17 protein-coding genes are annotated in these 26,532 nt (G+C 50.3%); 4 read left to right on the top strand and 13 right to left on the bottom strand.

Translation table 11 applies throughout. From position 1 onward, the window contains the following. Positions 1 to 6 precede the first annotated feature (6 nt). The 3 genes from L1N82_RS07830 to L1N82_RS07820 all read right to left on the bottom strand — a co-directional run bounded on the left by L1N82_RS07830 (position 7) and on the right by L1N82_RS07820 (position 4,919). Positions 7 to 3,687 (bottom strand): response regulator, encoded by a 3,681-nt coding sequence (locus L1N82_RS07830; protein ID WP_235286825.1) that lies wholly within the window; start codon positions 3,685 to 3,687, stop codon positions 7 to 9. A 209-nt stretch (positions 3,688 to 3,896) separates the two neighbouring features. After that, a complete protein-coding gene (locus L1N82_RS07825; protein WP_235286824.1) occupies positions 3,897 to 4,223 on the bottom strand; it encodes a general stress protein in 327 nt (108 codons plus the stop codon). Positions 4,224 to 4,337: 114 nt separating this feature from the next. Further along, on the bottom strand, positions 4,338 to 4,919 hold the full coding sequence (locus tag L1N82_RS07820; RefSeq protein ID WP_235286823.1) for a hypothetical protein: 582 nt from the start codon (positions 4,917 to 4,919) through the stop codon (positions 4,338 to 4,340). A gap of 162 nt (positions 4,920 to 5,081) precedes the next feature. Here L1N82_RS07820 and L1N82_RS07815 point away from each other — a divergent pair, with 162 nt between their 5' ends. Then, complete coding sequence (locus L1N82_RS07815) at positions 5,082 to 6,836, top strand: alpha-glycosidase (protein ID WP_235286822.1); 1,755 nt, start codon at positions 5,082 to 5,084, stop codon at positions 6,834 to 6,836. Positions 6,837 to 7,336: 500 nt separating this feature from the next. On the opposite strand, the gene L1N82_RS07810 is transcribed toward L1N82_RS07815, so the two are convergent. The 3 genes from L1N82_RS07810 to glgB all read right to left on the bottom strand — a co-directional run bounded on the left by L1N82_RS07810 (position 7,337) and on the right by glgB (position 11,743). After that, positions 7,337 to 8,059 (bottom strand): hypothetical protein, encoded by a 723-nt coding sequence (locus tag L1N82_RS07810; RefSeq protein ID WP_235286821.1) that lies wholly within the window; start codon positions 8,057 to 8,059, stop codon positions 7,337 to 7,339. A gap of 139 nt (positions 8,060 to 8,198) precedes the next feature. Beyond that, the gene (glgA, locus tag L1N82_RS07805) at positions 8,199 to 9,761 is read right to left on the bottom strand and encodes a glycogen synthase GlgA (protein WP_235286820.1); all 1,563 of its coding nucleotides are present in this window, start codon (positions 9,759 to 9,761) and stop codon (positions 8,199 to 8,201) included. After that, entirely contained in the window at positions 9,758 to 11,743 is a 1,986-nt protein-coding gene (gene glgB, locus L1N82_RS07800; protein WP_407946715.1) for a 1,4-alpha-glucan branching protein GlgB, read from the bottom strand. Before glgB ends, glgA begins: the two co-directional genes overlap by 4 nt. 197 nt (positions 11,744 to 11,940) lie before the next feature. Between glgB and L1N82_RS07795 the strand changes: the two genes are divergently transcribed. The 3 genes from L1N82_RS07795 to L1N82_RS07785 all read left to right on the top strand — a co-directional run bounded on the left by L1N82_RS07795 (position 11,941) and on the right by L1N82_RS07785 (position 15,088). Continuing rightward, complete coding sequence (locus tag L1N82_RS07795; protein WP_235286819.1) at positions 11,941 to 13,152, top strand: glucose-1-phosphate adenylyltransferase; 1,212 nt, start codon at positions 11,941 to 11,943, stop codon at positions 13,150 to 13,152. A 174-nt stretch (positions 13,153 to 13,326) separates the two neighbouring features. Then, positions 13,327 to 13,956, top strand: coding sequence for a 5-bromo-4-chloroindolyl phosphate hydrolysis family protein (locus L1N82_RS07790; protein WP_235286818.1), 630 nt, complete (start codon positions 13,327 to 13,329; stop codon positions 13,954 to 13,956). Between the two features lie 16 nt (positions 13,957 to 13,972). Further along, on the top strand, positions 13,973 to 15,088 hold the full coding sequence (locus L1N82_RS07785; RefSeq protein ID WP_235286817.1) for a toxic anion resistance protein: 1,116 nt from the start codon (positions 13,973 to 13,975) through the stop codon (positions 15,086 to 15,088). Between the two features lie 248 nt (positions 15,089 to 15,336). On the opposite strand, the gene L1N82_RS23550 is transcribed toward L1N82_RS07785, so the two are convergent. From L1N82_RS23550 to L1N82_RS07755, 7 genes are all read right to left on the bottom strand, one after another. Continuing rightward, entirely contained in the window at positions 15,337 to 15,420 is an 84-nt protein-coding gene (locus L1N82_RS23550; RefSeq protein ID WP_220036946.1) for a putative holin-like toxin, read from the bottom strand. A gap of 322 nt (positions 15,421 to 15,742) precedes the next feature. Beyond that, positions 15,743 to 18,181 carry a beta-glucosidase family protein gene (locus tag L1N82_RS07780; RefSeq protein WP_235286816.1) on the bottom strand — a complete coding sequence of 813 codons (2,439 nt, stop codon included), beginning with the start codon at positions 18,179 to 18,181 and terminating at the stop codon, positions 15,743 to 15,745. Between the two features lie 211 nt (positions 18,182 to 18,392). Further along, positions 18,393 to 19,409 carry a glycosyltransferase family 2 protein gene (locus L1N82_RS07775; RefSeq protein ID WP_235286815.1) on the bottom strand — a complete coding sequence of 339 codons (1,017 nt, stop codon included), beginning with the start codon at positions 19,407 to 19,409 and terminating at the stop codon, positions 18,393 to 18,395. A 26-nt stretch (positions 19,410 to 19,435) separates the two neighbouring features. Then, positions 19,436 to 20,053, bottom strand: coding sequence for a hypothetical protein (locus L1N82_RS07770; RefSeq protein WP_235286814.1), 618 nt, complete (start codon positions 20,051 to 20,053; stop codon positions 19,436 to 19,438). A 30-nt stretch (positions 20,054 to 20,083) separates the two neighbouring features. After that, positions 20,084 to 22,507 carry a beta-glucosidase gene (locus L1N82_RS07765; RefSeq protein WP_235286813.1) on the bottom strand — a complete coding sequence of 808 codons (2,424 nt, stop codon included), beginning with the start codon at positions 22,505 to 22,507 and terminating at the stop codon, positions 20,084 to 20,086. 80 nt (positions 22,508 to 22,587) lie between these two features. Next, positions 22,588 to 25,413: a glycoside hydrolase family 3 protein gene (locus L1N82_RS07760; RefSeq protein WP_235286812.1), complete on the bottom strand. Its 2,826-nt coding sequence runs from the start codon at positions 25,411 to 25,413 to the stop codon at positions 22,588 to 22,590. A gap of 235 nt (positions 25,414 to 25,648) precedes the next feature. Then, complete coding sequence (locus L1N82_RS07755; RefSeq protein ID WP_235286811.1) at positions 25,649 to 26,527, bottom strand: LysR family transcriptional regulator; 879 nt, start codon at positions 26,525 to 26,527, stop codon at positions 25,649 to 25,651. Positions 26,528 to 26,532 lie beyond the last annotated feature (5 nt).

Below are 26,532 nucleotides of genomic sequence, written 5' to 3'. Positions count from 1 at the left end.
TGTTGTTTATTGATATAACCACACCCTCATTAATGACAGCAGCTGCTCTGTATTAACCGGCTTGGCGATATAATCGGATGCTCCTGCCTCAATACACTTCTCACGGTCATCCTTCATTGCTTTGGCCGTGACCGCAATAATCGGCAGCTTGTCAAACTGCGGCATTTCACGGATGATCCGCATCGCCTCGTAGCCGTCCATCTCCGGCATCATAATATCCATGAGCACCAGATCGAAATCCGGCGTCTTCTCCAGTGTATCGAGGGCTTCCTTGCCGTTCTCGGCAAAGGTAATGTTCATCTTGTAGCTCTCAAGCACACTGGAAAGCGCAAATACATTCCGGATATCATCATCTACAATCAGTATATTCTTGCCTTCGAAGATACTTTCAATACTGTGCAGCTTCCTGAGCATATTCCGTTTGTCGTCGGGGAGATTGGCCTCAACCCGGTGCAGGAACAAAGTCGTCTCATCCAGAAGACGTTCCGGTGATTTGACATCCTTGATAATAATCGTGCCCGCGAACTTCTTCAGCTTGAGCTCTTCCTTCTTGTCGAGCTCTTTGCCGGTATAGATGATAATAGGCAGCTCATGCAGCGATTCATCCTTGCGGATTTGGTCGAGCAGCTCAAATCCCGAAATATCCGGGAGCCCTAGGTCCAGCACCATGCAGTCATAATGCTGGGCGCGCAGCTCCTCAAGAGCCTCCTGTCCGGTTGATACTGCCGTGATCAATACATCGTCATGGCCGACCAGCTCGACAATGCTGTTGCGCTGCACCTGATCATCCTCGACCACGAGCAAACGCTTCATGTCCCGTTCTATGAATGATTCAATCTGCGAGAACACTTCCTCCAGCTTATCCTTCGAGGACGGCTTCTTCACATAAGCGAGTGCTCCCATCGACAGACCCTGCTGAATTTCATCCACCACTGATATAACATGAACAGGGATGTGCCGGGTATCGGAGTGATGCTTCAGCTGGTTCAGTATCGACCAGCCATCCATTACCGGAAGCTGGATATCAAGCAGAATGGCATCCGGCTTGTAATTCCGGGCGTACGCCAGACCCTTATCGCCCTGCATTGCCACAATGCCTTTGAAACCTCGCTCACGTGCAATATCAAGCAATACTCTCGCAAACGTAATATCGTCTTCGATAATGAGTACCACTTTATCGCCCTGCTGAATCTTATCGATGTCATCTTCAATCTTCGTGTTTGGTACAGACGGCTCCCGGAGTCGCTGCGTCTCTGCCGAAGGAGCGGCCTGCAGAGCTGTTTCCGCCAATTCCTCAGGTGCTATGCCGGCTAGAATGCTGTCCTCTTGATCCTGCCCGTTCTCACTGGCAACATGGAACTCCGGTATGAAGAGTGTAAAGGTGCTTCCCTTCCCTTCCTCACTCTCAAGCGTAATGCCCCCTCCAAGCAGTCCGGCCAGCTCCCGGCTGATCGCCAGCCCCAGACCGGTACCTCCGTATATGCGGCTTGTCGTACCGTCAACCTGCTGGAATGCTTCGAAAATCAGCTGCTGTTTATCTTCCGGTATGCCAATTCCTGTATCCTTGACCTCGAAGGCTACCATCTCTACCGCCTCATCCTGCGGGAACTCATTCGGCTGCGCCTTTCGGATCGTAAGCTCAACCGAGCCTTTGGATGTAAATTTAAAGGCATTGGACAATAGGTTCTTAAGAATTTGCTTCAATCGGTGACTATCTGTATAGATTTCTTCGGGAACGCCTTCTTCCATCGTCGTCAGGAATTTAATTCCCTTCTGCTCCCCCTGAGGCCCGAAGCTGCGCTGAATGAACGCCTCTAGCTCCGTTAATGGTATATGCTCGGTTACCACATCCATCTTGCCCGCACTGATCTTGGAGAGATCAAGAATCTCATCAATGAGCTTCAACAGATCACTTCCCGATGCATATATCGTTCCCGCAAACTCCACCTGCTTCGGCGTAAGGTTACCCTCTTTGTTATCCATCAGCATCTGGGACAGAATCAGCAGGCTGTTAAGCGGAGTGCGCAGCTCATGTGACATATTCGTGAGAAATTCAGACTTATACTTGGATGAGAGCGCCAGCTGCACCGTCTGCTTCTCGAGTGCCAGCTTCGTCTTCTCAATCTGTTCATTCTTCTGTTCCGTCTGCTTCATCTGAAGCTCAAGCAGATGCGTCTTCTTAAGCAGCTCTTCGTTGGTCTGCTCCAGCTCTTCCTGCTGGCTCTGCAGAATTTCTTCCGACTTCTTCAGCTGTTTCGTCTGCTCCTCGAGCCGCTCGTTCGAGCGTCTCATCTCTTCCTGCTGCGAGATAAGCTCCTCAGACTGTACCTGAAGCTCCTCGCTGAGCGCCTGGGATTCCTTAAGCAGCTCTTCGACACGCATGCGGCCGAACAGATTGTTCAGTACGTTGCTGAGATTGCCCGCCAGTTCTTCAAGCAGCTCCTTATGCTTCTCCTGAAACGGCTTAATGGAAGCCAGCTCAATGACCGCAATCACCCGATCCTGATAAGAGACCGGCTGCATAATAACATGGTTGACAGCAGTCTCACCAGTCCCTGAACGGATACGGATGTAATCACTTGGGACGCCATCAAGCTCAATTACAGATCCGTCTGCCGCGCACTGTCCCACTAATCCCTGACCCAGAGCAAACTCCTGATCCAGATCTGCTTCCTCCCGCACGGCGTATGCCCCCTGCAGCTTCACTCTCGGCTGCTCGCCAAGTCCTTCTCGTACATAGAGCGCGCCATACCCTGCACCCACTACAGGAGCCAGCGTTGTGATGAAAGTTTCTCCAAGGTTGCTAAGCTCGGTTTCATTCTGAATTGTGGAGATAATCTCGGCAAGATTGCCTTTAATCCAGTTATCTTCTTCGATCTGTTCCCTGTATTGCTGCTCGAGTGCTGTCTTACGCTCCAGGTTGTCAGCCAGCGAATTAAATGCTTTACCGACATCGCCGAACTCGTCCTTGCGCAGATTACGGACTCTTGCGCGAGTCTCCGATGTCCCGTCCGCGAAGCCCCGGATCATAACGGACAGGCTTTGCAGACCTTGATTAATGCTGCTCATATTCCAGTACAAGGTAATAAAGGCAAGCACAAGACCGATTCCTGTTGCCACGCTGACCACGGTGATCGTATCGGTACTGACTCCGCTCAAATCCTCAAAGGAGTTATCAACATGGCGGCGGTAGTAATCGGTCAGATAATCAATATCTGCTGTCAGATCGTCCTGGTATTGAAGACCCTCCCGTTCCCGCAGCGCAATAGCCTCTGCGCCTTTACCTTCGGCGATCAGCTCGACCACCTGGTCCTTATAAGCTATGAATAATTCGCCCTTTCGGGCAATCTGCTGTATAACCCTCAGTTCTTCATCACTGCTGTCCTTGAATTCCAGCAGCTTTTTATACGCAACTGCTGCCGTTTCCTGTGATTCATCGATCCGCGGAACGTTATCCGTCAAATTATCAGGAGTCGGTACCGTCAGTATGTTAACGAGATGCTTGGCAATTTTATTCACCTGGGCGCGCATCTCATAGGCATTGATCAGTTTATCATACCGCCGATCCTTCACATGACGAATTTCGTCTTCGATCCGGTTAAGATTATTAATACCAACACCCGACAAAATAACGATAAGCGAAATCAGAATGCCGGAGCTGAGCAGCAGCTTCGATTTAATTTTCATGAATCTTATCCTCACCCGTCATTTATATTTTCTAACTCTAGCAGCCACCCAATAGTTTAACAAAACACAAATAGAAGACAAGCCCCTAAGGGCTTGCCTTACATGACCATTTATATTTCGCTTATCGCTACAAATTCATATATTCTGTCCATTTGACGCTCCAGCTCCATATCAGTCAGTATTTCAAACTAATGGTTTATTAAGGAAATTTAATGAACCTTCGCGATCACAAGCACTTTGCCCCGGTCGAGCTCCTGCTCATAACGTTCGGCTTCCTGTTCATTCAGCCCAACAGACTCCAGCTTGGAACGAAGCTCATCGCCACGCGAACGGAACAGATTGGCCATAGCGTTAAAGACACCTTCTTCTGAGCGGTCAATCTCATTCGTATCCGCTGCCTTATTGAGGGCTTCAGTACGGTCACTGTCATGAGCCAGCACATAAATATCATCCTGCCCATACCCTCTAAGGTTAAGTTCCCGGACAGCATGCATGGCAGCCATCTGTGTATCCACAACTTGTACAGTTGGTTTCATATTCGGTTCCTCCTTGTCCTCTTCGGTTTATGGGGGTTCTAATAACTGACGCTTATTTGTTTATTAACCCGGATACATAGGCTTGAAACATGCTTTATCTGCTCATTATCTGTTCTATTCTCCGTATATCCAGAAGGATTCGACTGATGTGATTCTCCCGTCCCCGGGGTCCTTAAAGATTTTGAGCGCAGTCGCTTCCTTGATATATACATCACCGTCTTCTGCTTCGTAATCCGGCTCTCCTAGCGCTTCGCGGATATGCGCGGCCTTAAGCGGGATCACATTCTCGCCAATGGCAAACAGCGGCTTGTCCTTCGGCGGCTTCACTACGATATATTCCACTGCTCCCTCATAAAATCCGACGGTGGTATGACCGTATTCATATTCATAAATACCCGGCAGCAGCTCGTCCTCCCTTATCGAGTCCGGGGGGCCTGCGCTCGCCAGCGTCTCCGCTTCACTCCAGCTCATATCAAACCCGTTAACCTGATCTATAGCTTCAGTGAGCACTTCCGAATAACCAGATTCAGGGAACTGAAGATCTGCATGTTGAATAATATCCGCTTGTGGAGCTGAAGTCTCTGCTTCCGGAATGGTCGTCTGCCCACTCTCAGAAGTCACACTGCCATTACCTACGGATGAAGTCGTATTGAACAACGCAAGCATAAGAACGACGGCTGTCAGCATTTTTTTCATGTGGCACCATTCCTTTCCGTCCGTTCGCTTTATTCGGCATTACCCGCCCATCCCTGCCCTTAAACAAAACCTTACACGCCCAAAAACTTCTATTAAGAGATTGATTTAGCAAGCAATGGTGTAATAAATCAGAAAACAGATACACGGAAGGAGCTGGAGCCGATGCTGCTCGAATGTCTACATCACAGCCCGAGAAGTACATGGGCTTATGCCTATGATTCAAGAACAATTCATCTCCGCCTGCGTACCAAGAGAGATGATGTCGAGACGGTATATGCGCTGGCGGGTGACAAATATGACTGGGATGCTCATTACAAAGAGCTGGAGATGGAGAAGATCGCATCCGATCACTTCTTTGACTATTGGGAAATCGGTATTCGGCCTGAGCATAAACGCTTCTCCTACGGCTTCCGCCTGCATGCCGGCGACGAAATCGTGTGGATGGTGGAATCTGGAATTTACCATGAGCAGCCAATGCCACCGGGCGGCTATTATGAATTCCCGTATATTCACGAGATCGATATATTTCAGGCGCCCCAGTGGGCAAAGGATGCTGTCTTCTATCAGATCATGCCGGACCGGTTCGCTAACGGCGACCCGTCCAATGATCCCGAGGGAACAGCCGAATGGGGCGGCCAGCCGCAGACGGAAGGATTTTTTGGCGGGGATTTGAAGGGTGTGCTTGATCATCTGGATTATCTGACGGAGCTTGGCATCAATGCCATCTACTTCACGCCTATCTTCAAATCGCCGTCCAATCACAAGTACGATACAATCGACTATATGGAAATTGACCCGCAGTTCGGGACGAAGGAAGATCTCAAAAAGCTCGTTAAAGCCTGTCATGAGCGGGGCATCCGGGTCGTGCTGGACGCTGTCTTCAACCATTCCGGTGTCCTGTTCGGCCCCTTCCAGGATGTCGTGAAGAACGGAGAAAACTCGAAGTACAAGGATTGGTTCCATATCCACAGCTTCCCTGTGGAGGTGAAGGAGAACCGGGCCAACTACGACACATTCGGCTTCTATGGCCATATGCCGAAGTTTAATACGGCCAATCCGCAGGTCAAACAGTACCTGCTAAAGGTAGCTACCCACTGGCTGGAGGAGTATGAGCTTGACGGCTGGCGGCTGGATGTTGCCAATGAGATTGACCATATGTTCTGGCGCGAGTTCCGGCAGGCAGTCAAGGCAATTAATCCGGAGGCTTACATCATCGGCGAGGTATGGAGCGATTCCACAATGTGGCTGCTTGGGGATCAGTTCGATTCTGTGATGAACTATCCGTTCTCGGATAAGGCGCTCGCTTATTTTGAAGCCTGCAGCATGGACGGCTACACGTTTGCCAACGAAATCAGCAGGCTGCTGATGCGTTATCCGCAGCAGACCAACGAAGTGGTCTTCAATCTGCTGTGCAGCCATGATACGCCAAGGGTTCTGACCAGGCTTGGAGGAGACAAGAGGCGGCTTAAGCAAGCAGTCGTATTTCTGCTGACGTATATCGGAACACCATGTATTTTTTACGGTGATGAGATTGGCCTGCAGGGCGGGGGCGATCCTGACTGCCGCAAGTGCATGGAGTGGGATCCGGAGCGCCAGGATACAGAACTGCTGGATTTTTACAAAATGCTGATTGCCCTGCGCAAGAACAACCCTGTGCTCCGCCACGGCCGCTTCCGCTTCCTGATGGCTGAACCTGGCGACTGCCGTATTATCTACGAACGGCTGGATGAGGAGAAGCATTTCACGGTGTGGATTAACAATACAGAGGAGCAGTCAACGCTCAGCCATCCCATGGTCACCAATGACTGGAAGGATGCGCTGACGGAAGAGGCAGTTGAAACACAGGACGGCGTAATGAATATTGAGCTGGAGCCGCTCGGCTACCGGATCCTGTACCGGAATATTGCGAAGAAGTAGAGCGGTGTATTGAGCCGCATAGTGACGCAGTACTCCCGAGGCCTCATGCCCACGGGGACCCGGTTGGCGGGTGTTTTGAGTCCTACCATATGAGTTAAACCAGCAAACAGATGACTCCTGAATTTAGGGGCATCTGTTTTTTTGTGCTTTATCAATCGTTTAGTTGATTAAGCATTTACTATCGCCAAAGGGGAACGAACGGAGCTTAAGATTGCGGAGTACGGCAAATCATTGCCTTGGTAAGCTGTACGCTGGATGGAATCTTTACAGGCCCTCAAGGTGATGAGAATAACATGGTGAGCTGGGCAATGCCCGGAATCACAGATTCCACTAGCGACAATCTGGAGCGATACCTGGATAGCATAGCTGCAAGAAAAAACTTAAGCTCATTAGCAGCCAGCACTATGAAACAAGCGGTTCCGTGAGGCTTCGTTACGAAGAGTCAACAATCGGCCCCCAAAAAAAAGGGAGACTGCTGTGTTTACGCTATCGAGCTAACGTCACCATTCGGACAACTGGTCAATCGCCTGCTGAATTTTGCGGTCTGCATCTGTGGTCAGGTTATCATAGGCAAATAAGATCAGGAACGAATCAATGTTGTAGTTCTTGCCGGCAATCATACTGGCAGTCGCTGTCTGATCAAGAAACTCTGACCAGCCTTCCCGCTGCTCCTGTTCAGAAGAGAATGCGAAAATATAGAGTTCGCCTTCGTCCGGTATCGTAAAAGCTTCGGGTTCTACACCCTGCAGAGCCCGTTCGAACACACTTTTCGAGCCGCTAGTCCCTTCGGTTACGGTCAGCCCTTGCTGCTCTATAGCTTCGATTATCTGATCCACGGAGGTAACCGGGCTGCGGCTAAGCACCATCACCTCCTGTACTGTAAGCATAAGCGGTTTATCTGATTCAAAACTGCTGCGGATATTAACCGGCTTCGCGAGTGTAATGTTGACCATGGCGCCACGGGTAAGATTTTCTGCTGCAAGCTTGTTCCCCGCTTCATCCAAGTAAGTGGTCGCGGGCGTCAGCCGAACATTGCAGCCGTATCCAATAGCGTTGATATCGCCCTTCTTGCCTTTGTTCACCTCATCTGTGCAATTCACCACAAGCGTATCAGTTGTGATCTCCTCTATCTGTCCCTGAAAGGACTTGGTCTTACTGCCGCAGCCTGCCAGCATTAGAGCTAAGGTCGCGCATACAGCACATATCAGCACGGCTCGCATCATCGCCAACCACCCCCATACCCTTAAAGACGGCGTCCAAAATGAAAAGGTTGCCGCCAGGCTGCTGCCGGGCTGAATGGACGCAGTCAGCGCAGAAGGGCACGATTCACCGGCGCAATGCCGGGAGTCGTGCCCTTGCTGATTAGTTCGGTAGAAGCTCCGTTTCCAGGCTCTTCATCGCGATGGCCGTCTCGGCCGGGTCATAGTTCTCGGGGACTGGCTCCTCTTCGCCAGCACCCGATTCACCGGTCCTCGAATCGGTCGCACCCTGGCTTCCCCCAGCTATTGCCTCATACAGCTCCAGATATTTGCGCGCAGACTGGCTCCAGCTGTAATCGCCTGCAAAGGCGTTCTTCACGACAGCCTTCCAGTTATCCGGCATATGGTAGAAGTGCAGCGCGCGGCGGATCGTATACACCATGTCGTGCGTCGTGTACGGACCGAAGGTGAAGCCATTGCCTTCCCCGGTAAACTCGTTATACGACTGGACGGTATCCTTCAGGCCGCCCGTCTCCCGGACAATCGGCAGCGAGCCGTAGCGCATCGCCAGCAGCTGGCTGATCCCGCAGGGCTCAAAACGTGACGGCATCAGGAACATATCCGAGCCTGCGTAAATCTGATGGGCCAGATGCTCATCAAACTTCAGCTGCACCGCCAGCTTCTCCGGATGCTGCAGCGACTTGTGGAGCAGCAGCTGCTCATAGTGATAATCACCCGCTCCGAGAATAACAATCTGGACATCATCATGCTCCATCAGGCCGTCTATGGCGTCTGCCACAAGGTCAAAGCCCTTCTGCACGGTGATCCGGCTGACCATGCCGATGACCGGCACCTCCGGCCTCTCCGGCAGGCCTACCATCCGCTGAAGAGCCGTTTTATTCTCCCGCTTCTTCGCCAGATTAGTCCGATATTTCATATAAATATGCGGATCGGTTGCCGGGTTGAACACCTTCTCGTCAATTCCGTTCACAATGCCGCTAAGCTTGCTGCCGAGATAACGCAGCTCCCCGTCGAGCCCCTCGCCGTATTCGGGTGTGCGGATCTCCTCCGCATACGTGCCGCTAACGGTAGTGACACGGTCAGCGAATACAAGGCCTGCCTTCAGAAAGTTGACATTGCCATGAAACTCCACCTTGCCATGAGAGAAATACTCCTGATCCAGGCCGAGCAGATCACTCAGCACCTCATACGGGAACACACCTTGAAACTGCAGGTTATGAATCGTAAAAACATTCCGGATTGCCGCATAACGCTCATCATGCCGGTAATGCTTATCGAGCAGCGCTCCGACCATGCCGGTGTGCCAATCATGCGTATGAATGACATCCGGGATAAATTCAACATGCCGAAGCATCTCCAGCACGGCCCTGCAGTAATACGAGAAGCGTTCCCCGTCGTCACCGTAGCCGTACACACCCTCCCGCTTGAAATAATGCTCATTGTCAATGAAGTACACGGTTATGCCTTCGTGTGTCAGCTCCCATAAGCCGCAGTAGACCATGCGCCAGCCCACTGGCACCTGAAATTCGGCGACAAGCTTCATCTTCTCCCGGTAGGTCTTGGATACCGCCTGATATTTAGGCAGTACGATTCGTACGTCCACACCCTCCTTGCGAAGCGCCTTGGGGAGCGCGCCGATCACATCGGCAAGCCCGCCTGTTTTGACGAACGGACTGCCTTCAGCAGCCGCAAATAATACATTCATCCGTTATTCAGTCCCTTCGATTTTCTCCTCGTTGTACCGTTTTCGCCCGTTGCAACTGTCTTCTTCCTGTCTGCAGCCGTCTCCTGGCGTCCTGCCTTCTTCAGCCAGATCACGCTCATTGGCGGCAGTGTAAGCTCGGCACTGTACGGCCTTCCATGCCATTCGGTCTTCTCGGCCTTGTGGAAGCCGTCTGTTACACTCCCTTCTCCTCCATATGTCACATCATCGCTGTTCAGAATCTCCATATAGGTACCTGGCCCCGGAAGGCCGATCCGGTACTGCTCCCGTTTTACCGGAGAGAAATTGCAGACGATGATGATCCGCTCGCCCTTGGCCCTGCCGCAGCGCATATAGACAATGACATTCTGCTGATGATCATGATGGTCAATCCATTCATAGCCTTCCAGCTTGTGATCCAGCTGCCAGAGCGCCTTCTCCTGCAGATAGAGCCGGTTAAGCTGTTTGGTATATTGCAGCATGCTCGAATGCGTATCATATTCATCCAGCAGGAACCAGTCCAGCTGGGTCTCGTCCTTCCACTCGTCAAACTGGCCGAACTCCGAGCCCATGAACAGCAGCTTCTTGCCCGGGAAGCTCATCCAGTAGCCCAGGAAGGCGCGGAGGCCCGCAAACTTCATCTTGTAATCGCCCGGCATCTTGTTCAAGAGCGACTTCTTGCCATGCACCACCTCATCATGGGAGAGAGGCAATACGAAGTTCTCCGAGAACGCATAGCATACCGGGAAGGTCAGCAGATTATGGACATGCTGCCTGTCGATCGGATCCGTCTCCGCGTATTTCAGCGTATCGTTCATCCAGCCCATATTCCATTTATAATTAAAGCCCAGCCCGCCATCCTCGACAGGTGCAGTCACAAGCGGCCAAGCGCTGGACTCCTCCGCCATCATCAGGGCATTGGGGTAAAGACGGAACACCGTTTCATTAAGCTTGCGGAGCAGCGCGATTCCTTCCTCATTCTCTACACCGCCATGAATATTCGGCTTCCAGCTGCCAGGCGGCTTCTCAAAATCAAGCCGGATCATGCTTGTCACAGCATCCACCCGCAGGCCGTCGATATGATACATGTCCATCCAGAACAGCGCGTTTGAGATCAGGAAGGTCTGCACCTCGGGCTTGCCATAATCGAAGCCAAGCGTTCCCCAGCCAGGCCGGTCAGCTACTATCGGGTCAGCATGCTCATACAGCGGCGAACCGTCGAACAGCCTCAAACCGTGCGCATCACGGACAAAATGTCCCGGCACCCAGTCCATAATGACGCCAATCCCCCTGTTGTGACAGGTATTGATGAGATGCATCAGCTCATGCGGCTTGCCAAATCTGCTGGTTGCAGCAAAATATCCGGTCGCCTGGTACCCCCACGATTTATCATACGGATGCTCGGTCAGCGGCAGGAGCTCAATGTGGGTGTAGCCTAAATCCGCAACATAGTCTACCAGCTCATCCGCCAACTCCGTGTATGTATAATAGCTGCCGTCCTCATGCTTCTTCCAGCTGGAGAGGTTAACCTCATAGATCAGCAGCGGCCGCTCATAGGCCGGCTTTCTCTTCTTGATCCAATCCCGGTCCGTCCACTTAAAGCCATCCAGCGAAGTTACAATCGAAGCCGTATCCGGCTTCACCTCACAATGAAACGCATAAGGATCAGACTTTAGAAGCTTCTCTCCTGCAGCTGTAAGAATCTCATATTTATACAAAGCCCCTTCCTCCAGACCAGGGACAAACAAGGTCCACAATCCAGAATCGGGCACTCTCTCCAGCGGGCTGCTGCTTCCATCCCAGCCGTTATAGTCCGAAGCCAAACCGACCTGCTGCGCATTAGGCGCCCAGACGGTAAACCGAACGCCTGCTTCACCCTTCTCGGTTACAGGGTGGGCCCCCATCTTCCGGTAGCTCTGGTGGTAGGTTCCTTCATGAAACAAGTAGACTTCTTCCGAGGTCAGTCCGCCGTTCTGCAATCCCACACACACCCTTTATACTTTTTTTGAAATCTTTACCCGCTAAACCTGTACTTGAAGCATATTTAGCCGTGTAATCCGCATAAAATCTTGCTACACCAAAAAATTTTGCGAAAGGGCCGACTAACACCTGCCATAGGTTTCATAAACCCGCTATACGTTTATTTACAGAGTACCAAATGGAAAATGTGGAGGGACGAGAGATGAATAGACAGAAATGTATCGCAATGTTATTGGCGGGTGGAGAAGGGAAACGACTTGCACCATTGACTCAAAAACTGGCTAAACCCGCAGTCCCGTTCGGCGGACGCTACCGGATCATTGATTTTCCGCTGAGCAACTGCATGAATTCCGGAATCTCCACCATTGGTGTACTCACTCAGTACAAAGCCGAGTCCCTGCACAACCATATTGCTGACGGAAGCTGCTGGAGCTGCAATGAGCAGCCTGCGGATATATTCCTCATGCAGGGCAGTGAAGCAGGGGTAACTTTTGAAGGAACGGCTGATGCCATTTATAAAAATACCGCACAGGTAGATCAGTATGAGCCTGAGCATGTACTCATTTTGTCAGGAGACCATATTTATCAGATGGATTATAACCAAATGCTGGAGGCTCACATCCAATCGGGCGCAGATGCGACGATTGCTGTTAAACAGGTGCCATGGAAGGACGCGCACCGGTTCGGCATTATGAACACCGACGACAATCTTAAGGTTACATCCTTCGTGGAAAAGCCCGAGAAGCCGGAGAGCAATCTCGCTTCCATGGGGATTTATCTGTTCCGGTGGTCTTTCCTTAAGGAACAGCTGCAAAAGGATGCGGCGAACGATGCATCGTCCCACGATTTTGGAAAAGACGTTATTCCGGCTATACTGGAGCAACAGGCTAGTGTGTATGCATATGCATTCCAGGGGTACTGGCGTGATGTTGGTACCGTGGACAGCTTATGGGAAGCTCACATGGATATTCTGGATGGTGAAATCAGCCTGGAAGAGTCCAAGTGGCCGATGCAAACCAACGAAACAGCTGTCCGTGCCCTTTCCTATCTGCATCCGCTCGCCGATATTCGCGAGTCGGTCATTCACCCGCATTCCGCAGTCGAAGGGGATGTGGAGCGCTCCTTCGTCTTCAGCGGTGTCCAGGTTGGCCGCGGCAGCGAGATCAAGGACAGCATTATTATGCCGAATGTTAAGATAGGGCGGAATGTTACCATATACCGGGCTATCATCGGAGAAGGAAGCGTCATCGAGGATGGAGCTGTCGTTGGCGAATCCAGCGGCGATATTACCGTACTTGGAGCTGATGAGCTAGTGTATGCCCGTACATCCTCGTTCATGACTGAGAATGATGAGCTGCTGAAGGGCCTGGTCCGCAGAGACGCAGCCGCTACAAGCGAGAGCTACAGTATCTAGAACATTACGTGACTAATGACCAGAACGGCCGCGCTATTGTCTGTGCAGGCCGTTCTTTTTTCTATTCCGGGAGCTTACATCAGTGTGATTCAATGGCAAGTTAGCAGGTTAATGTCAAACTATATAACACCTGAGCTCTTCCAGGTTGAATCTGGATTCCAAGGAGGCGGATGGATGGCAGCACTTGGAACGCCGGCAGTCTTCCTGCTCCTTGCCGGCTACTTGATATTCTTGCTCTGGACAAGCCTGTCGGGCAGCAGGGGGCATAGCCGTAAGATGGATAAAGAATTCGCCGGAACGGCGTCCTCCCCGCGGCCTGAAGCTTCAGAAGATCAGAACAGGCGCGAAGATCATCCCTTGTATAAACAGGCGGTGCAGGCAGCAGCGGAAGCGGAGAATCAAGTTGCCGCCATCCGCCAAATGGCGGACGGCTTAGCCGAGCCGGCTGCAGTCGATAGACTACACCGTCTGTGCCGGATAGCCGATTCGATCATATCAGAGACGCGTGATTACCCCGGGCTACTGCCGGTTGCAAAGCGCTTCTACTCCTTTGATCTTCCAACCGCCCTCAGACTATGCAGCCATTACAGCCGGCTCATACATAGCCATTACTACAATCAAGAGATGGAATATATGGTCAAACGTATTGAGTACATGCTCGAAGCGATGAACAAACGCTTCGTCAAGCGTTTGAACCGGATGCTTCATCAGGATCTGATCCGGCTCGACTTGGAGCTGTCTACGATCGAGCACACTCTCCATTCGGACGGAGACCGAACTACATTCGCCAGATTAAACATCTGACAGGAGGAATCGACTTATGCAGCAAACTCAGACATGGATGGAAGATACAACAGCCCTTCAGCAGGCTTGGCTGCCCGACACTGTTAAAGCAGGCGACAACCAGGAAGCCCGGCGGCTGGCAGCAGCTCTCGCAACCGATGACCCTTCTTCTGTTTCCCGGTTCGGCTCAGACATCCAGGAGGAGATTGCAGAGTTCACGAGTACCGTTCTGGACCATGTTCGTGCAAGGGATGCCGGCGACATCGGTGAACTGATGACAGACCTGATATCGAAGATCCAGCAAATACCCACGAGCGGAACGGAGCGTGAACGCCAGCGCAGGCTTCTCGTCTCGATTCCGGCTGTGAGCAGGCTGATTAACCGCGTCAAGCGCTCCGCTCTCAAAGCCAACACACTTGAAGCTCAAGTTGAGGCCGTCCGGGCCAAGCTGGAGCTTGCGCATGACACCCTTGAAGAGGATATCGCCATGCTGGAGCAGGTGCTTATGAAGAACGTCAGCTACTACAAAAAGCTTGAACTGCATATTGCAGCTATCCAGCTGCGTCTGCAGGAAATCACCCAGGAAGAGCTGCCGGACCTTAAGGTGAAAGCCGATAAAGCTGAGGATCCTTGGGCCGTCCAACAGCTGAATGATACGGCAAACTTCGCCAAGCGCCTTGAGACGCGTCTGGATGACTTCCGTCGGACCCGCTACCTGTCACTGGCGCAAGCGCCAAAAATCAGGCTGCTCCAGCATAGTGCCCAGATGATGATTGATAAAATCCAGGCAGTGCTTCACCAGCTCATTCCCGTCTGGAAGATGGATCTTATTACGGGGGTAGCAGAGGAGCGTGCATCGCGTGCCCTGGCCCTTCATGGCCGCATCAAGGATGCGATCGAGAGCAGTCTGAAGGAAAGTGCAGAACGCGCCCGCCTGCTTAATGCTGAGGTCGCGGCGGCCGGAGACAAGGGACTCATTGGCATAGAGACGCTGCGCAGCGTACACGATCAGCTTATCGGCGCGCTTGAGGATACGATGCGTATTTATCAGGAAGGCAGCCAGCACCGCGAAGAAGCGGCAGCAGAGCTTGCCGCCATGGAGCAGGAGCTGAAATCCCGCCTTGCAGAGGTGGCAAGCTGTGCAGGAGCATAGAGGCGACACGAGAAGAACGCCCTCAATAGGCGGGCGTTCTTCTTTTTTATGGCACTTCACAAAAAAATTCCTAATCACTCCAAAACTGCAATAACTTTGATTGCATGCCAAAATTCTCTGTGGTAAACTAACAAAGGATCGCGGATGTTGCAGCATCCACGACCCCAGTACACAGCCGCTTATCAAGGGCGGTTGGCTAATACACGGTTACGATCGGAAGTAGACCGCATACCTTTGCAGAGGGCGGTCTACTTCTTTTTATCAAAAGAAAGTACCATCACAACCAGAGTCGCAAATGAAATCATCAGCGTCAAAGCTTGATGTACCTCCATGGCCTCTCACCTCCCCTCTGGGAGAATAGCTGACCGCCCTATGCCAGCCATCTATGTACTTACTTATTAGTATAACATCTTACACTGAATTATGGTTACTTTTCCCAATTTTAGAAGTTGTCCTCACAAAAAAATCTGTCCTCGACCCCTATACAGACATAAAATCATCCGGCTCAGCCTGTCCATTACAGCAGATTTTCCCCTACAAGACCGACCTAGCATTCCAACAGAAATAATACACTTTCATGAATTATCCGTGCCGCTAATAATCAGATATAAAAAAGACACGAATAATCCGGAATACGATCATTCGTGTCTTTTATTATTCTGCTGCCGGTATCTCTATTCCTGAACCTGACCGCTTCTTTCTCTTCTTGAATTCCCTTATCAGATGAATGAATCCTTTGAAGAAACGCCCGTTAACCATCAGCAGCAATCCGTCAACCATTGGCATAGTCACAATGCCTGCAGTCATCCTGTTGATTCCCCTGAACGGCAAATAATAAACAGACATCATAATGAGATTGGCCGTACTTCTCTTCCCGATTTTTTTGAGAAACCAATAAGCAAAAGCAACGGACAGAAACAGGAATCTCCCGAAAACTCCTTTTGCATACTGGCATTGCTCAATTGTATCATTGTAGCCAAGCGGCTGCTCGCGATCCCAGGTCGAAACAGGCAGCTTGCGTCCCAGCAGATGTTCAAATTCCTCGGCCGAAACATCCCCCACCTTCCCGGAATAGTACGACGGGTACTTCTTCTTGTCATAGGGAAGCGGGGCTCCTGTACCTGGTACAAAAAGCTTGCCGGTAAGCCTGATGTCTGCGCTTGAGGCGCCGACCATAATCCGGTAATAAGCCTCTTCAATCTCCCATCTGTTCGTCTTCACGTTGAAATAACGGAAGGTCTTATCGTCAAAAGGTATGGTTACCGTCTTGGTTTCCCCGGCGTTAATAAACACCTTCTTGAAGCCTTTCAGCTCCTTGCTTGATCTGAAGATCGCGTCTGACTCGCAGCCTACATAAAGCTGGGCGACCTCCATACCCGCCACCTTCCCGGTATTGGTGAGCGAGAACGTAACGCCGCGCTGGTCCACCCGAATATCAGAGTATTCAAATGTCGTATAGCTGAGTCCGTAACCGAAAGGAAACAGGACATCGACATCCGCCGTACCATAATACCGGTAGCCGATAAACAGGCCTTCTCTGTATTCCACGCTGGTTTCACCACCCGGGAAGTAACGGCAGGAAGGCGTGTCCTCATACCGAAGAGGGTAGGTTTCGGCTAATTTTCCGGAGGGATTCACATCTCCTGACAGCACTCTCAGGATCGCTCTGGCCCCTGCCTGCCCGCCCAGATAACCATGCAGCAGCCCCTTTACCTTATCGATCCAGGGCATCTCTACCGCGGACCCGCAGGAGAGAATCGCTACGATGTTCGGGTTCACGTTATGGATGGCATGGAGAAGCTCGATCTGGTTTCCGGGAATCCGCATATTCTGCCTGTCCAGGCCATCGGCCTCCGTTACTTCATCAAGACCGATATACAGCAGCACCACATCAGCTTGCTCGGCGAGTTTGCTGGCCTTCTCTATTTTCTCCTTATTCGTCTTTCCGTAACGCTCAAAGCCCGGTTCATATCCGATACTGTAGAGACCCGATTCCTCGAAGCAATCCATGGTATGATCCAATATGGTCGGATTGACAAGCGACGAGCCCGCCCCCTGATAACGTGCATTCTGGGCAAAATCGCCTATGACGGCAACCTTCTGTCCGAATTTCAAAGGCAGAATATGGTCTTTGTTCTTAAGCAGTACGATAGACTCTTCCGCGACCTTCTGGGATACTCTATGATGCCTTTCCTCCTGGAATTTCAGGTACGGCTTCTGAAAGGCCTCTTCGGTTGTAAAGATAAGGTCCAGCAGCCGGTCGACGCATTCATCCAGATACTCCTCTTGAATAACGCCGCCCTTCACAGCCTGAATGATCTGTTCATTGGTTTCGCCTCTTGTAGTCGGCATCTCCAGCTCATTGCCAGCAAGCAATCCAGCTACCCTGTCATTGCTTGCCCCCCAGTCGGTAACGACGGTCCCCTTATATCCCCATTCCCCCCGGAGGATATCCTGCATGAGATGCATGTTCTCGTTGGTGTAGCTTCCGTTCAGCCGGTTATAAGAGGTCATGATCGACTTGGTCCTGCCTTCCTTGACGGCAATCTCAAAGGCGGTCAGATATATTTCTCTCAGCGTTCTTTCATCGACGATCGTATCGATAGACATCCGTCTTTTTTCCTGATTGTTTGCGGCAAAATGCTTCACACATGCAGAAATTCCCCGCGACTGTATCCCTCTTATATAGCTTGCAGCCATTTTACCGGCAAGGTAAGGATCCTCGCTATAGTACTCGAAGTTGCGGCCGCACAGCGGGTTCCGCTTCATGTTTACGCCAGGTCCGAGCAGAACATTCACCTTATGCGATAACGCTTCATCGCCCAGGTACTCTCCTACCTTCTCGCCTAGGTCCGGGTTCCAGCTGTTGGCTACAGTCGCCGCGGTCGGATAGCAGGTAGCCGGGATCCCTGCATTCAAGCCCAGCTTATTCGCCGCCGCCGCTTGCTTCCTGATTCCATGCGGTCCATCTGCAAAAAAGATACTCTTGATGCCGAGGCGTTCAATCTCCTGGGTTTGCCAAATATCTTTACCCGACATTAAATATGCCTTCTCTTCCAGTGTCATCTTCTCAATGATGTCCTTATATCTCATCCGCTGATCCTCTTTTTTAGAGTCTTCCTTATATAAAGTCATAGACATAAGAGTATTCTACAATAGATTGCACACATTTACTATTCAGAGCTATTGGCACTAATGATGACACAGCTGTGCAGCATGGGCCCGACTGGCTGCAAAGAGAAGAAAACAGGAAACCGGCTCGTTTCCTGTTTTCTGTTGCCGCGCTAAGGCGGTTTGTATGGAGTTAATTAAATCCGATAATTTTTTGCGATACTTTGTAGGCGCCAACAGAGATGCTTCGCCCGAAACGTCCCGGTAGGTGGATGAGATTGCCCAGCAAGCCATATCTTAATTTATGATACAGCTCCGAATCTCGATCTTTAAGATATCGCCACAGCTCTTTTTTCTTCTGCAGATTTTCCTTCGTTCCCGAACGGATTAACAAGATGGCTGAAATGACCGTTACGATCTCCAGATGGTGGAGCAGGTACCGTTTAAGCTTGGGATTATCGATGTGGTCCAGCTGAACCTGCTCGATCATAAGCTTGTTAACTTTAATTTGCTGATCGATCCGGCGAATCATCACGCTCTCATTCACCGACTGATCCTCTCTGCCGATAAAATAGCGGTAAAAATCGACATTTAAATAGTAGATCCTCTTTACGTGCGCGAGGGGCTTATAGACATACAAGTTGTCTACATAGAAGGTATGCTTGGGGAGCTCCAAGCCGCAGTCCCGAAGCAGCTGCGTCCGATAGATGATTGAGTGCATCATCAGATACTGCCCTTTGCCGAAGTACTCGGTATCCTCCCATTGAAATACCTTATTCTCGGGAAGGACATTTTCGTATTTCATCACCTTCTTGTATTTCGCGCCTTCCTTCTCATACACAAAATTGCTGATCAGCATATCGACAGCATTATTCTCTTCGGCAAAACTCCTCAAAAGTCGCAAAACCTTGTCATAGGCTCTCATATCCACCCAGTCATCGCTGTCCACTACCTTGAAGAACAGTCCGGTTGCATGCCTGAGGCCGGCATTCACAGCCTCTCCATGCCCGCCATTTTCCTGATGGATTACCTTTACAATCGTGGGGAATCTTCTAGCATAATCATCCGCAATCTCCGCCGTTGCATCTGCAGACCCGTCATTGACAATCAGAATCTCGACTTCTTCACGTCCCGGCAAGAGAGACTCAATGCATATTCTCATATAGTCTTGAGAATTATAACAAGGAATTACTACTGATAAGAGTTTCATGCTTACACAACCTTCTTCGCTGGTATTCATTTTTGCTTAAAGATGACCTTCAGAATCGGGTAGAAAATCCAGAAGGAAATCGCACTGTTAATAATCATCGTGATAACGTCCGCGGTTGTTTCACCGACAGAGCCCATCCCCCAAGTGTTCATGAACAGATTGTAGATCGGGGCTTTGTAGAATCCTTGAGCCGCAGCAGCACCAATGGTAATTAGAATATAAGCAACGAGATACCAGAAAGCAGCCTTCCAGATGTTAGTATTAGATTTGAATGTAATTCTCCGCTGTGCAAAAAAATTAATCACTTGAGCAATAGCGATCGTAATCTGCACGGCCAGAAAATAGGCAAGCCCTCCGCCTCCGCCAGCTGATAAGGCCCCTGAAGCATAATCAAAAACATAATAAGGAGTTCCGTCGAAGTTTTGTCCGAACTGCAAGGTTTGAAAGTTGATATCAACCAGGGAAGTCTTCGCAAACATCATCTTAAATACGGGCATCATGATAAGCTGCAGTAGGGTAATCCCGTTGCTCAGCATAAAGAAAACAATGAATTGCGCAGTGTTCGGGTGATTTTGCTTGTATTTTGTCCAGAAATTGACCGGTCCATCAATTATACGCTTGAACCCTGTATTTGTATTACTCATATTAGCCTCCTCATGCCGCTTGACCCAATGTTACTTCTTACCTGCGGAGCTTCTGGCCAGCTTCTTTCTTTCCTTCATGAAATGGCGGGCACCTTTAAAGAAATGTCCGTTTACAATCATTAAGATTCCGTCCAGCATCGGCATATTGACCGCGCCGCCAGTCATTCGGGAAACCCCTCTGAAAGGCATGTGATAGACGGACATCATGATCAGGTTCGCCGTATCTCGTTTACCGATTTTTCTCAGGAACCAATAAGCGAAAGAAAGCAGATGGAAGGCCAACCTCGCCAATCCGCCCTTGGCATACTGACACTGTGCAATCGTGTCGTTATACCCGAGGGGCTTGGTTCGATCCCAGGTGGACACAGGCACTTTACGACCGAGCAAAGCTTCAAATTCATGGATTTCCACGTTATTGGTTTTACCGGAATAATACGTCGGCAGCTTTTCCTTGTCGTAAGGAAGCGGTGCTCCCGTACCTTTCACGAACAAGGTTTTCTCCAGTCGAATATCCGAGCTGGATGCGCCGATCATAACCGAGTAATCCGCTTCTTCAACTTCCCACTTATCGGTCTTCACATTAAAGTAACGGAATGTTTTGTCATCAAACGCGATGGTTACACGCTTCTTTTCCCCTTTGCGCAGGAATACCTTGACAAAGCCCTTCAATTCTTTCTTGGGTCTAAAAATTGAAGCGGACTGGCATCCAACGTACAGCTGCGCAATTTCCATTCCGTCCATCTCGCCCGTATTCGTCAGGGTAAAGCTGACGCCATCCTCTCCTGCCTCAAGATCGGAGTATTCAAACGTTGTATAACTAAGCCCGAATCCGAATGGGAAACGGACATGAACATCTGCGGTATCGAAATACCGGTAACCGATAAACAGCCCTTCCCTGTACTCTACGCTAACCTCCTTGCCGGGGAAATACCGGTAAGATGGCGTATCTTCATAGCGGACAGGGTACGTTTCCGCCAGCTTGCCTGAAGGATTCGTCTCGCCGGACAAGATCCGCAGTACCGCCTTTGCTCCTGCCTGGCCGCTTAAATAACCATGCAGCAGCCCCTTTACCTTATCAGCCCAAGGCATTTCAACAACTGCTCCGCAGGAAAGGATCACGATAATATTCCGGTTTACGCGATGAAGAGCGTTTAACAGATCGATTTGATTCTGTGGGATCATCGCATTTTGGCGATCCAGCCCTTCTGCTTCGGTTACCTCATCCAAACCAATATATAATAGAACTACCTCAGCTTGCTTCGCCAGTTCACATGCTTTCGCTATTTTGCTCTTGCTTGGTTTGCCATAACGATCATAGCCGGGTTCATAGCCGATCATTGCAATTCCCGAATCTTCAAATCCGGCAAGCGCATGATCCAGCTTCGTCGGGTTAACAATTGAGGAGCCCGCGCCTTGATAACGGGATTTCTCTGCAAATTCTCCAATGACGGCAGCCTTAACGCCTTTCTTCAGTGGCAGAATGTGATCCTCGTTCTTGAGCAGCACGATCGATTCCTCAGCAGCCTTCTGCGCTACGCGGTGATGCTCTTCAAGATCAATCTCCTGCTGGTACGGCTTCGAGAATACTTCCTCTGTGGTGAATATGAGATCAAGCATTCTGTCTACACATTCATCGAGTACGTCTTCCTTGATGGTTCCGTTCTTGATAGCTTCGATAATTTCCCGGTCTGTCTCCCCTGCGGTTGTTGGCATTTCAAGCTCATTGCCGGCTATCAGCCCCGCGACGCGGTCATTACTGCCGCCCCAATCTGTCACGACAACACCCTTGTAATCCCATTCCTCACGCAGGATGTCCCGCATAATATGCTTATTTTCATTGGTGTGAACACCGTTCAACATGTTGTAGGCCGACATGACTGCCTTGGTGTTTCCTTCCTTGACGGCAATCTCGAATGCGGTCAGGTAGATTTCCCGAAGCGTTCTTTCATCCACGATGGTGTCGATTACCATACGTCTTTCTTCCTGATTATTAACGGCAAAATGCTTCACGCAGGCTGAAATGCCATGAGACTGAATTCCCCGGATCATTCCTGCAGCCAATTTGCCCGCCAGATATGGATCTTCGCTGAAATATTCAAAATTTCTTCCGGCCAGCGGATTTCTCTTCATATTAATACCAGGACCAAGCAGCACGTTTACCTTCTGGGCGACTGCCTCTTTCCCCAGATAATCGCCAATGGTTTCCGCAAGCTTCTCGTCCCAGCTGTTGGCTACTGTAGCAGCTGTCGGAAAGCAAGTCGCAGGCAGACTTTCATTCAGTCCGAGATGATCCGCAGCTTCCGCTTGCTTCCGGATACCATGCGGTCCGTCTGCAAGAAAGATGCTGTTAATGCCGAGGCGCTGAATGTCCTGCGTCTGCCAGAAATCCTTGCCTGACATTAAAGATGCCTTTTCCTCTAACGTCATTTTTTCGATTATATCTTTATATTTCATCGTATGGTCCTCTTTTTAACTTTGGCGGTACCCTCCTACGAAGTACCGCCAAAGAGTTATTTTGATTTAATCTGTCAGCTTTATGCCGCTGCAGGTGCTGCAGGCTTACGCTTCCGGAAGACAAAATAGAAGCCAGCTATGATTCCGAGCGCCAGAATTATGTCTACGATGATCGTGATAACGACCCACTCCGGCATATCCGTGCTGCTGTTGTTGTCTATGCCGTTGCTGTTCGCAACAGTGTAGAGCACATTGTGCGCATTTTCTCTCAATGCCCACAGCGTATCGTTGCTCTTCTCATTGATTGTCGGAACACCGAATGGTGCTACGCCAGTCAACAGAATATCGTTGCCGCTGCGGAATGCCAGATCTGCGATCATGTAAGGATAGCTAGGCTGAATGAAGAAGTCCGTATTCACAATTCCTTTAAAGCCCCACTCGTTGCGGAGTACTTCCTTCAGCAGGGCAGAGCTTGCGCCGGCCCAGGTGTTGCCGATGCTGTTAAACCCGGACATCGCACCGTGAGCATCGCCTTCTTTTACCGCATACTCGAAGCCTTTCAGGTAAATCTCGCGCATTGCCTGCTCGTTGCTCCAGGTAAGGACGCCTTTAACACGGTTGTTTTCCTGGTCATTAAGCGCAAAGTGCTTCATATAGGCGATTCCGCCGTGGCTCTGATAACCCTTCGTAACTTCAGCGGCGAACTTACCGGACAGCAAACCGTCTTCGGAATAATACTCGAAGTTTCTACCGCCGAACGCACTGCGATGGATATTAACGCCTGGTGCATACCACCCGGTCACGTTATACGCCACTGCTTCCGCACCTACGGCATCGCCCATTTCCTTGGCAAGCTCGATATTCCAGGTTTGGGCAAGCATAGTCTCCGACGGGAAGGCAATTCCGGACATCGGATCCTTGGACAGAAGTGCGCTGATGCCTGCAGGACCGTCGTAGTCGACTGTTGCCGGTTTGCCGACAGAAGTCACTTCAAGCGTCCGGTATCCGCCCAGCGTTCCGAGCGAAACCAGGTCACTGACGCTCATCTGGTCGAGCAGGTCGTTCCAGCTCTCGTCATTGTAATCGACACCCACGTAGTCGCTTAGCTTCTTGCCGTTGTCAGCGCCTGTCACCGGCGCATTCTCCCGCTTGTCCGCTGGAATGTCATAACGCTTGCTGTTGATGTATTCAACGAACGCGGCGTCAACGATTGTACCTCTTACCTGCTTGGACTCGCCCTCTTCAGTCGTCACGGTATACGTGTCGCTGGACTTAAGCACGTCCATATTGGCAAAGCCGTCTTCTCTGGAAAGGTAGCTTTCGATACTTCCCATACCGGTTACCAGATCATCGAACTGGTTAACAGCAACCTGTTGATCGCTGGAACGGCCGTCCGTGCTGTATACAACCTCAGCAAGTGTTTTCGAGCTTACGTCAGCGATCTTGTCATGTGAATTCTTCATAAGAAGCAGCTGATATTCGCCTGCCTCGAGCACATACGATCCTGTGCTGCTGTAAGCTCCCTTGTAATCGTAAGAAGCCATATCTTCCACTTTGAAGGTAAGCGTTACGGTCTCAGAATTGCCTGGCTCAAGCAGCCCAGTCTTCGCGAAAGCTGCCAGTTCAATGGAAGACTTCTCGATTTTCCCGGTGTATGGCGCGGAGTAATAGAGCTGAACAACCTCTTTACCTGCAACCGAGCCTGTGTTTGTTACATTCACCTCAACCGAGATATCCGTATCGTTCCAGGTCAGACTGCCCGGTACGATTTCCTGGTTAAACGTCGTATAGCTAAGCCCATGGCCGAATGGGAACATGACCTTCTCGTCGTAATTGATCGCGCCCACCGCCGCGGCCGTTTCATAGTAACGATAGCCAATATAAATGCCCTCGGAATAGTTAACATACGTTAATGGAACATTATTCTTATCTGCGGCTAACGCATAGGAACCGTTGCCGTTGTCGATTACGTAGTTGTAGTCGCCAAAGTTCTGCATCGCTGGCGCATCAAGTACATCGGCTGCGAACAGATCTACTGTCTTACCGGACGGGTTAAGCTCACCGGCCAGCACTTTGCCAAGCGAAGCGAAGCCTGTTTGGCCAGGGCCGGCAACCGTTACAATACTCTTGATCTGGCTGTAGTCTCTTACCCAGTCCAGTTCGAAGGTGTTCGAGCTGTTTACAACCAGGAGAATCTTGTCGAAATGCTTCGTAACGGCATCAATCATACCCAGTTCACGATTGCTCAGCTCCAGGTAATGCTTGTTCGGGTCCAGATCATCCGGATTACCGAAGCGTTCCCCGCTTGGACCCATTGTGCTGCCATCCGGGTCGTAGGTGTCCGGGCCATCCAGAACGGATGGAAGGTCTCTTCCTTCGCCGCCTGCGCGGGCGATGAAGATAACAGCAGTGTCGGAGAACTCCGTTGCCTGCTTCATTCTCTCCTCGGTGTAAAACTCAGTGGCCACAGGCTCTGGAATCGTCCAGTCATACCCTTCAATACCGGATACCGGTCTCTTGATCCCTGTAGCAACATAGTCGTTATATAACTGCTCGTTAATTTCAAATCCGGCTGCTTCGAGGCCGGCTTTTGGCGTTACAGCCGTCGATGCGTCTGCTGCGCCTGAGCCGGAGCCGAGGTACACAGGAGCCGTAAAGCTCCAGCCGAAGACGTTCACCTTCTTGTTCTCTGTCATAGGCAGCATGCTGTCATTATTCTGGAGAACGACAATCCCTTCGTCCGTAATAAGCTGGGTGATCGTTTCGGAATGCGCGCGAGCTTCCTTAGCTTCCGGCGTCGTAATGTCGATCTTGCTGAAATAAGCCGTAATGACGTCAGAGTAGTAGGCCATTGCAATGTTTGCCCCTACGCCAACGATCAATAGCAAGGACAACAACGAACTCATGATAATACGGAACTTCTTCTTGCTTTTTCCTGCCATATCTCTTTTTCCCCCAATAAAAGTAAATTAAAATCGCTTTCATAGCTTTTCAATGAAAAGTTATGCGCGCTTTTTCCGATTGCAAAAATAAGCTTACCGCATTCATGTAGAAAGCAGAATCAACCAAAAGTTAGGGGGGTGTAACTTTTAGTTTAGTGAATAAAAAAGAAATCGTGATGCTGGATTATAAATCACATCATCACGATTTCTTTTTTTCTTTTATATAATTCCTGAATAAGGAAATAGCTGTCGTCTGAAATCCGTTTTTTCTCGTCATAAGATAAATACTTTGTGGTATTTTTTCCCTGAATTTTACAACCTTCAGTTTGTCGTTCCGCACTGCCTCTTCTATAAAATCAATGGATATCGCCACGAACCCGCTCATCTCGCATAATCTGTGAGCCGTATAAACACTGCCGTATTGGTGCATAACGTTCGGTGTAAAGCCCTGTTCCAGGCATTTCTCAACGAAGGCATGCTCTTTCCTCTTGTCCGTCGCCTTTACAATCAGCGGTTCGTTCTCGAGCTCTGTGATTGATATGACATCTTTCGCTGCAAGCGGGTGATCTTTGGCGATAACAGCTACCATTTCACCGGTTGTAATCAAGTCAACATCGCAATTATCAAAGTCGTCCGGCCCGATCACAAGCCCAATATCCACTTCATCCTGCAGCATTTCATCCACCGGATATTCATCTGCAGATTCCCTCAGTTTAATCTTGATATCCGGGTACATCGCTGTAAAGCCGTACAAATAATCGGCCGGCAGCTCCCAGGAAGCCGAGTAGGCAACGACGATATGTAAGCCGCCCTTCTTCCCGCTCAAAATGCTGATTTCCTTCTTTATGTCTTCAAGGAGATAGCGGATGTGCTTCGCCCGGGCATGCAGTAGTTCCCCGGCTTCCGTTGCTTCCATCCCTCGCGGACCCCTCGAGAACAATTCGGCCTCCAGCTCCATTTCCAATTGTTTGATTGTTTTGCTTATCCCCTGCGGAGTGATGAATAAGTCCTTCGCCGCAGCGCTGACGCTCTTTTTCTCGTAGACCTTGATGAAATATTCTAATGCCTCTATATTCATAGTTG

This window comes from Paenibacillus tarimensis (assembly GCF_021532315.1).
GTDB lineage: Bacteria > Bacillota > Bacilli > Paenibacillales > Paenibacillaceae > Paenibacillus_I > Paenibacillus_I tarimensis.
This window is presented reverse-complemented; position numbering and strand designations above follow the sequence as displayed.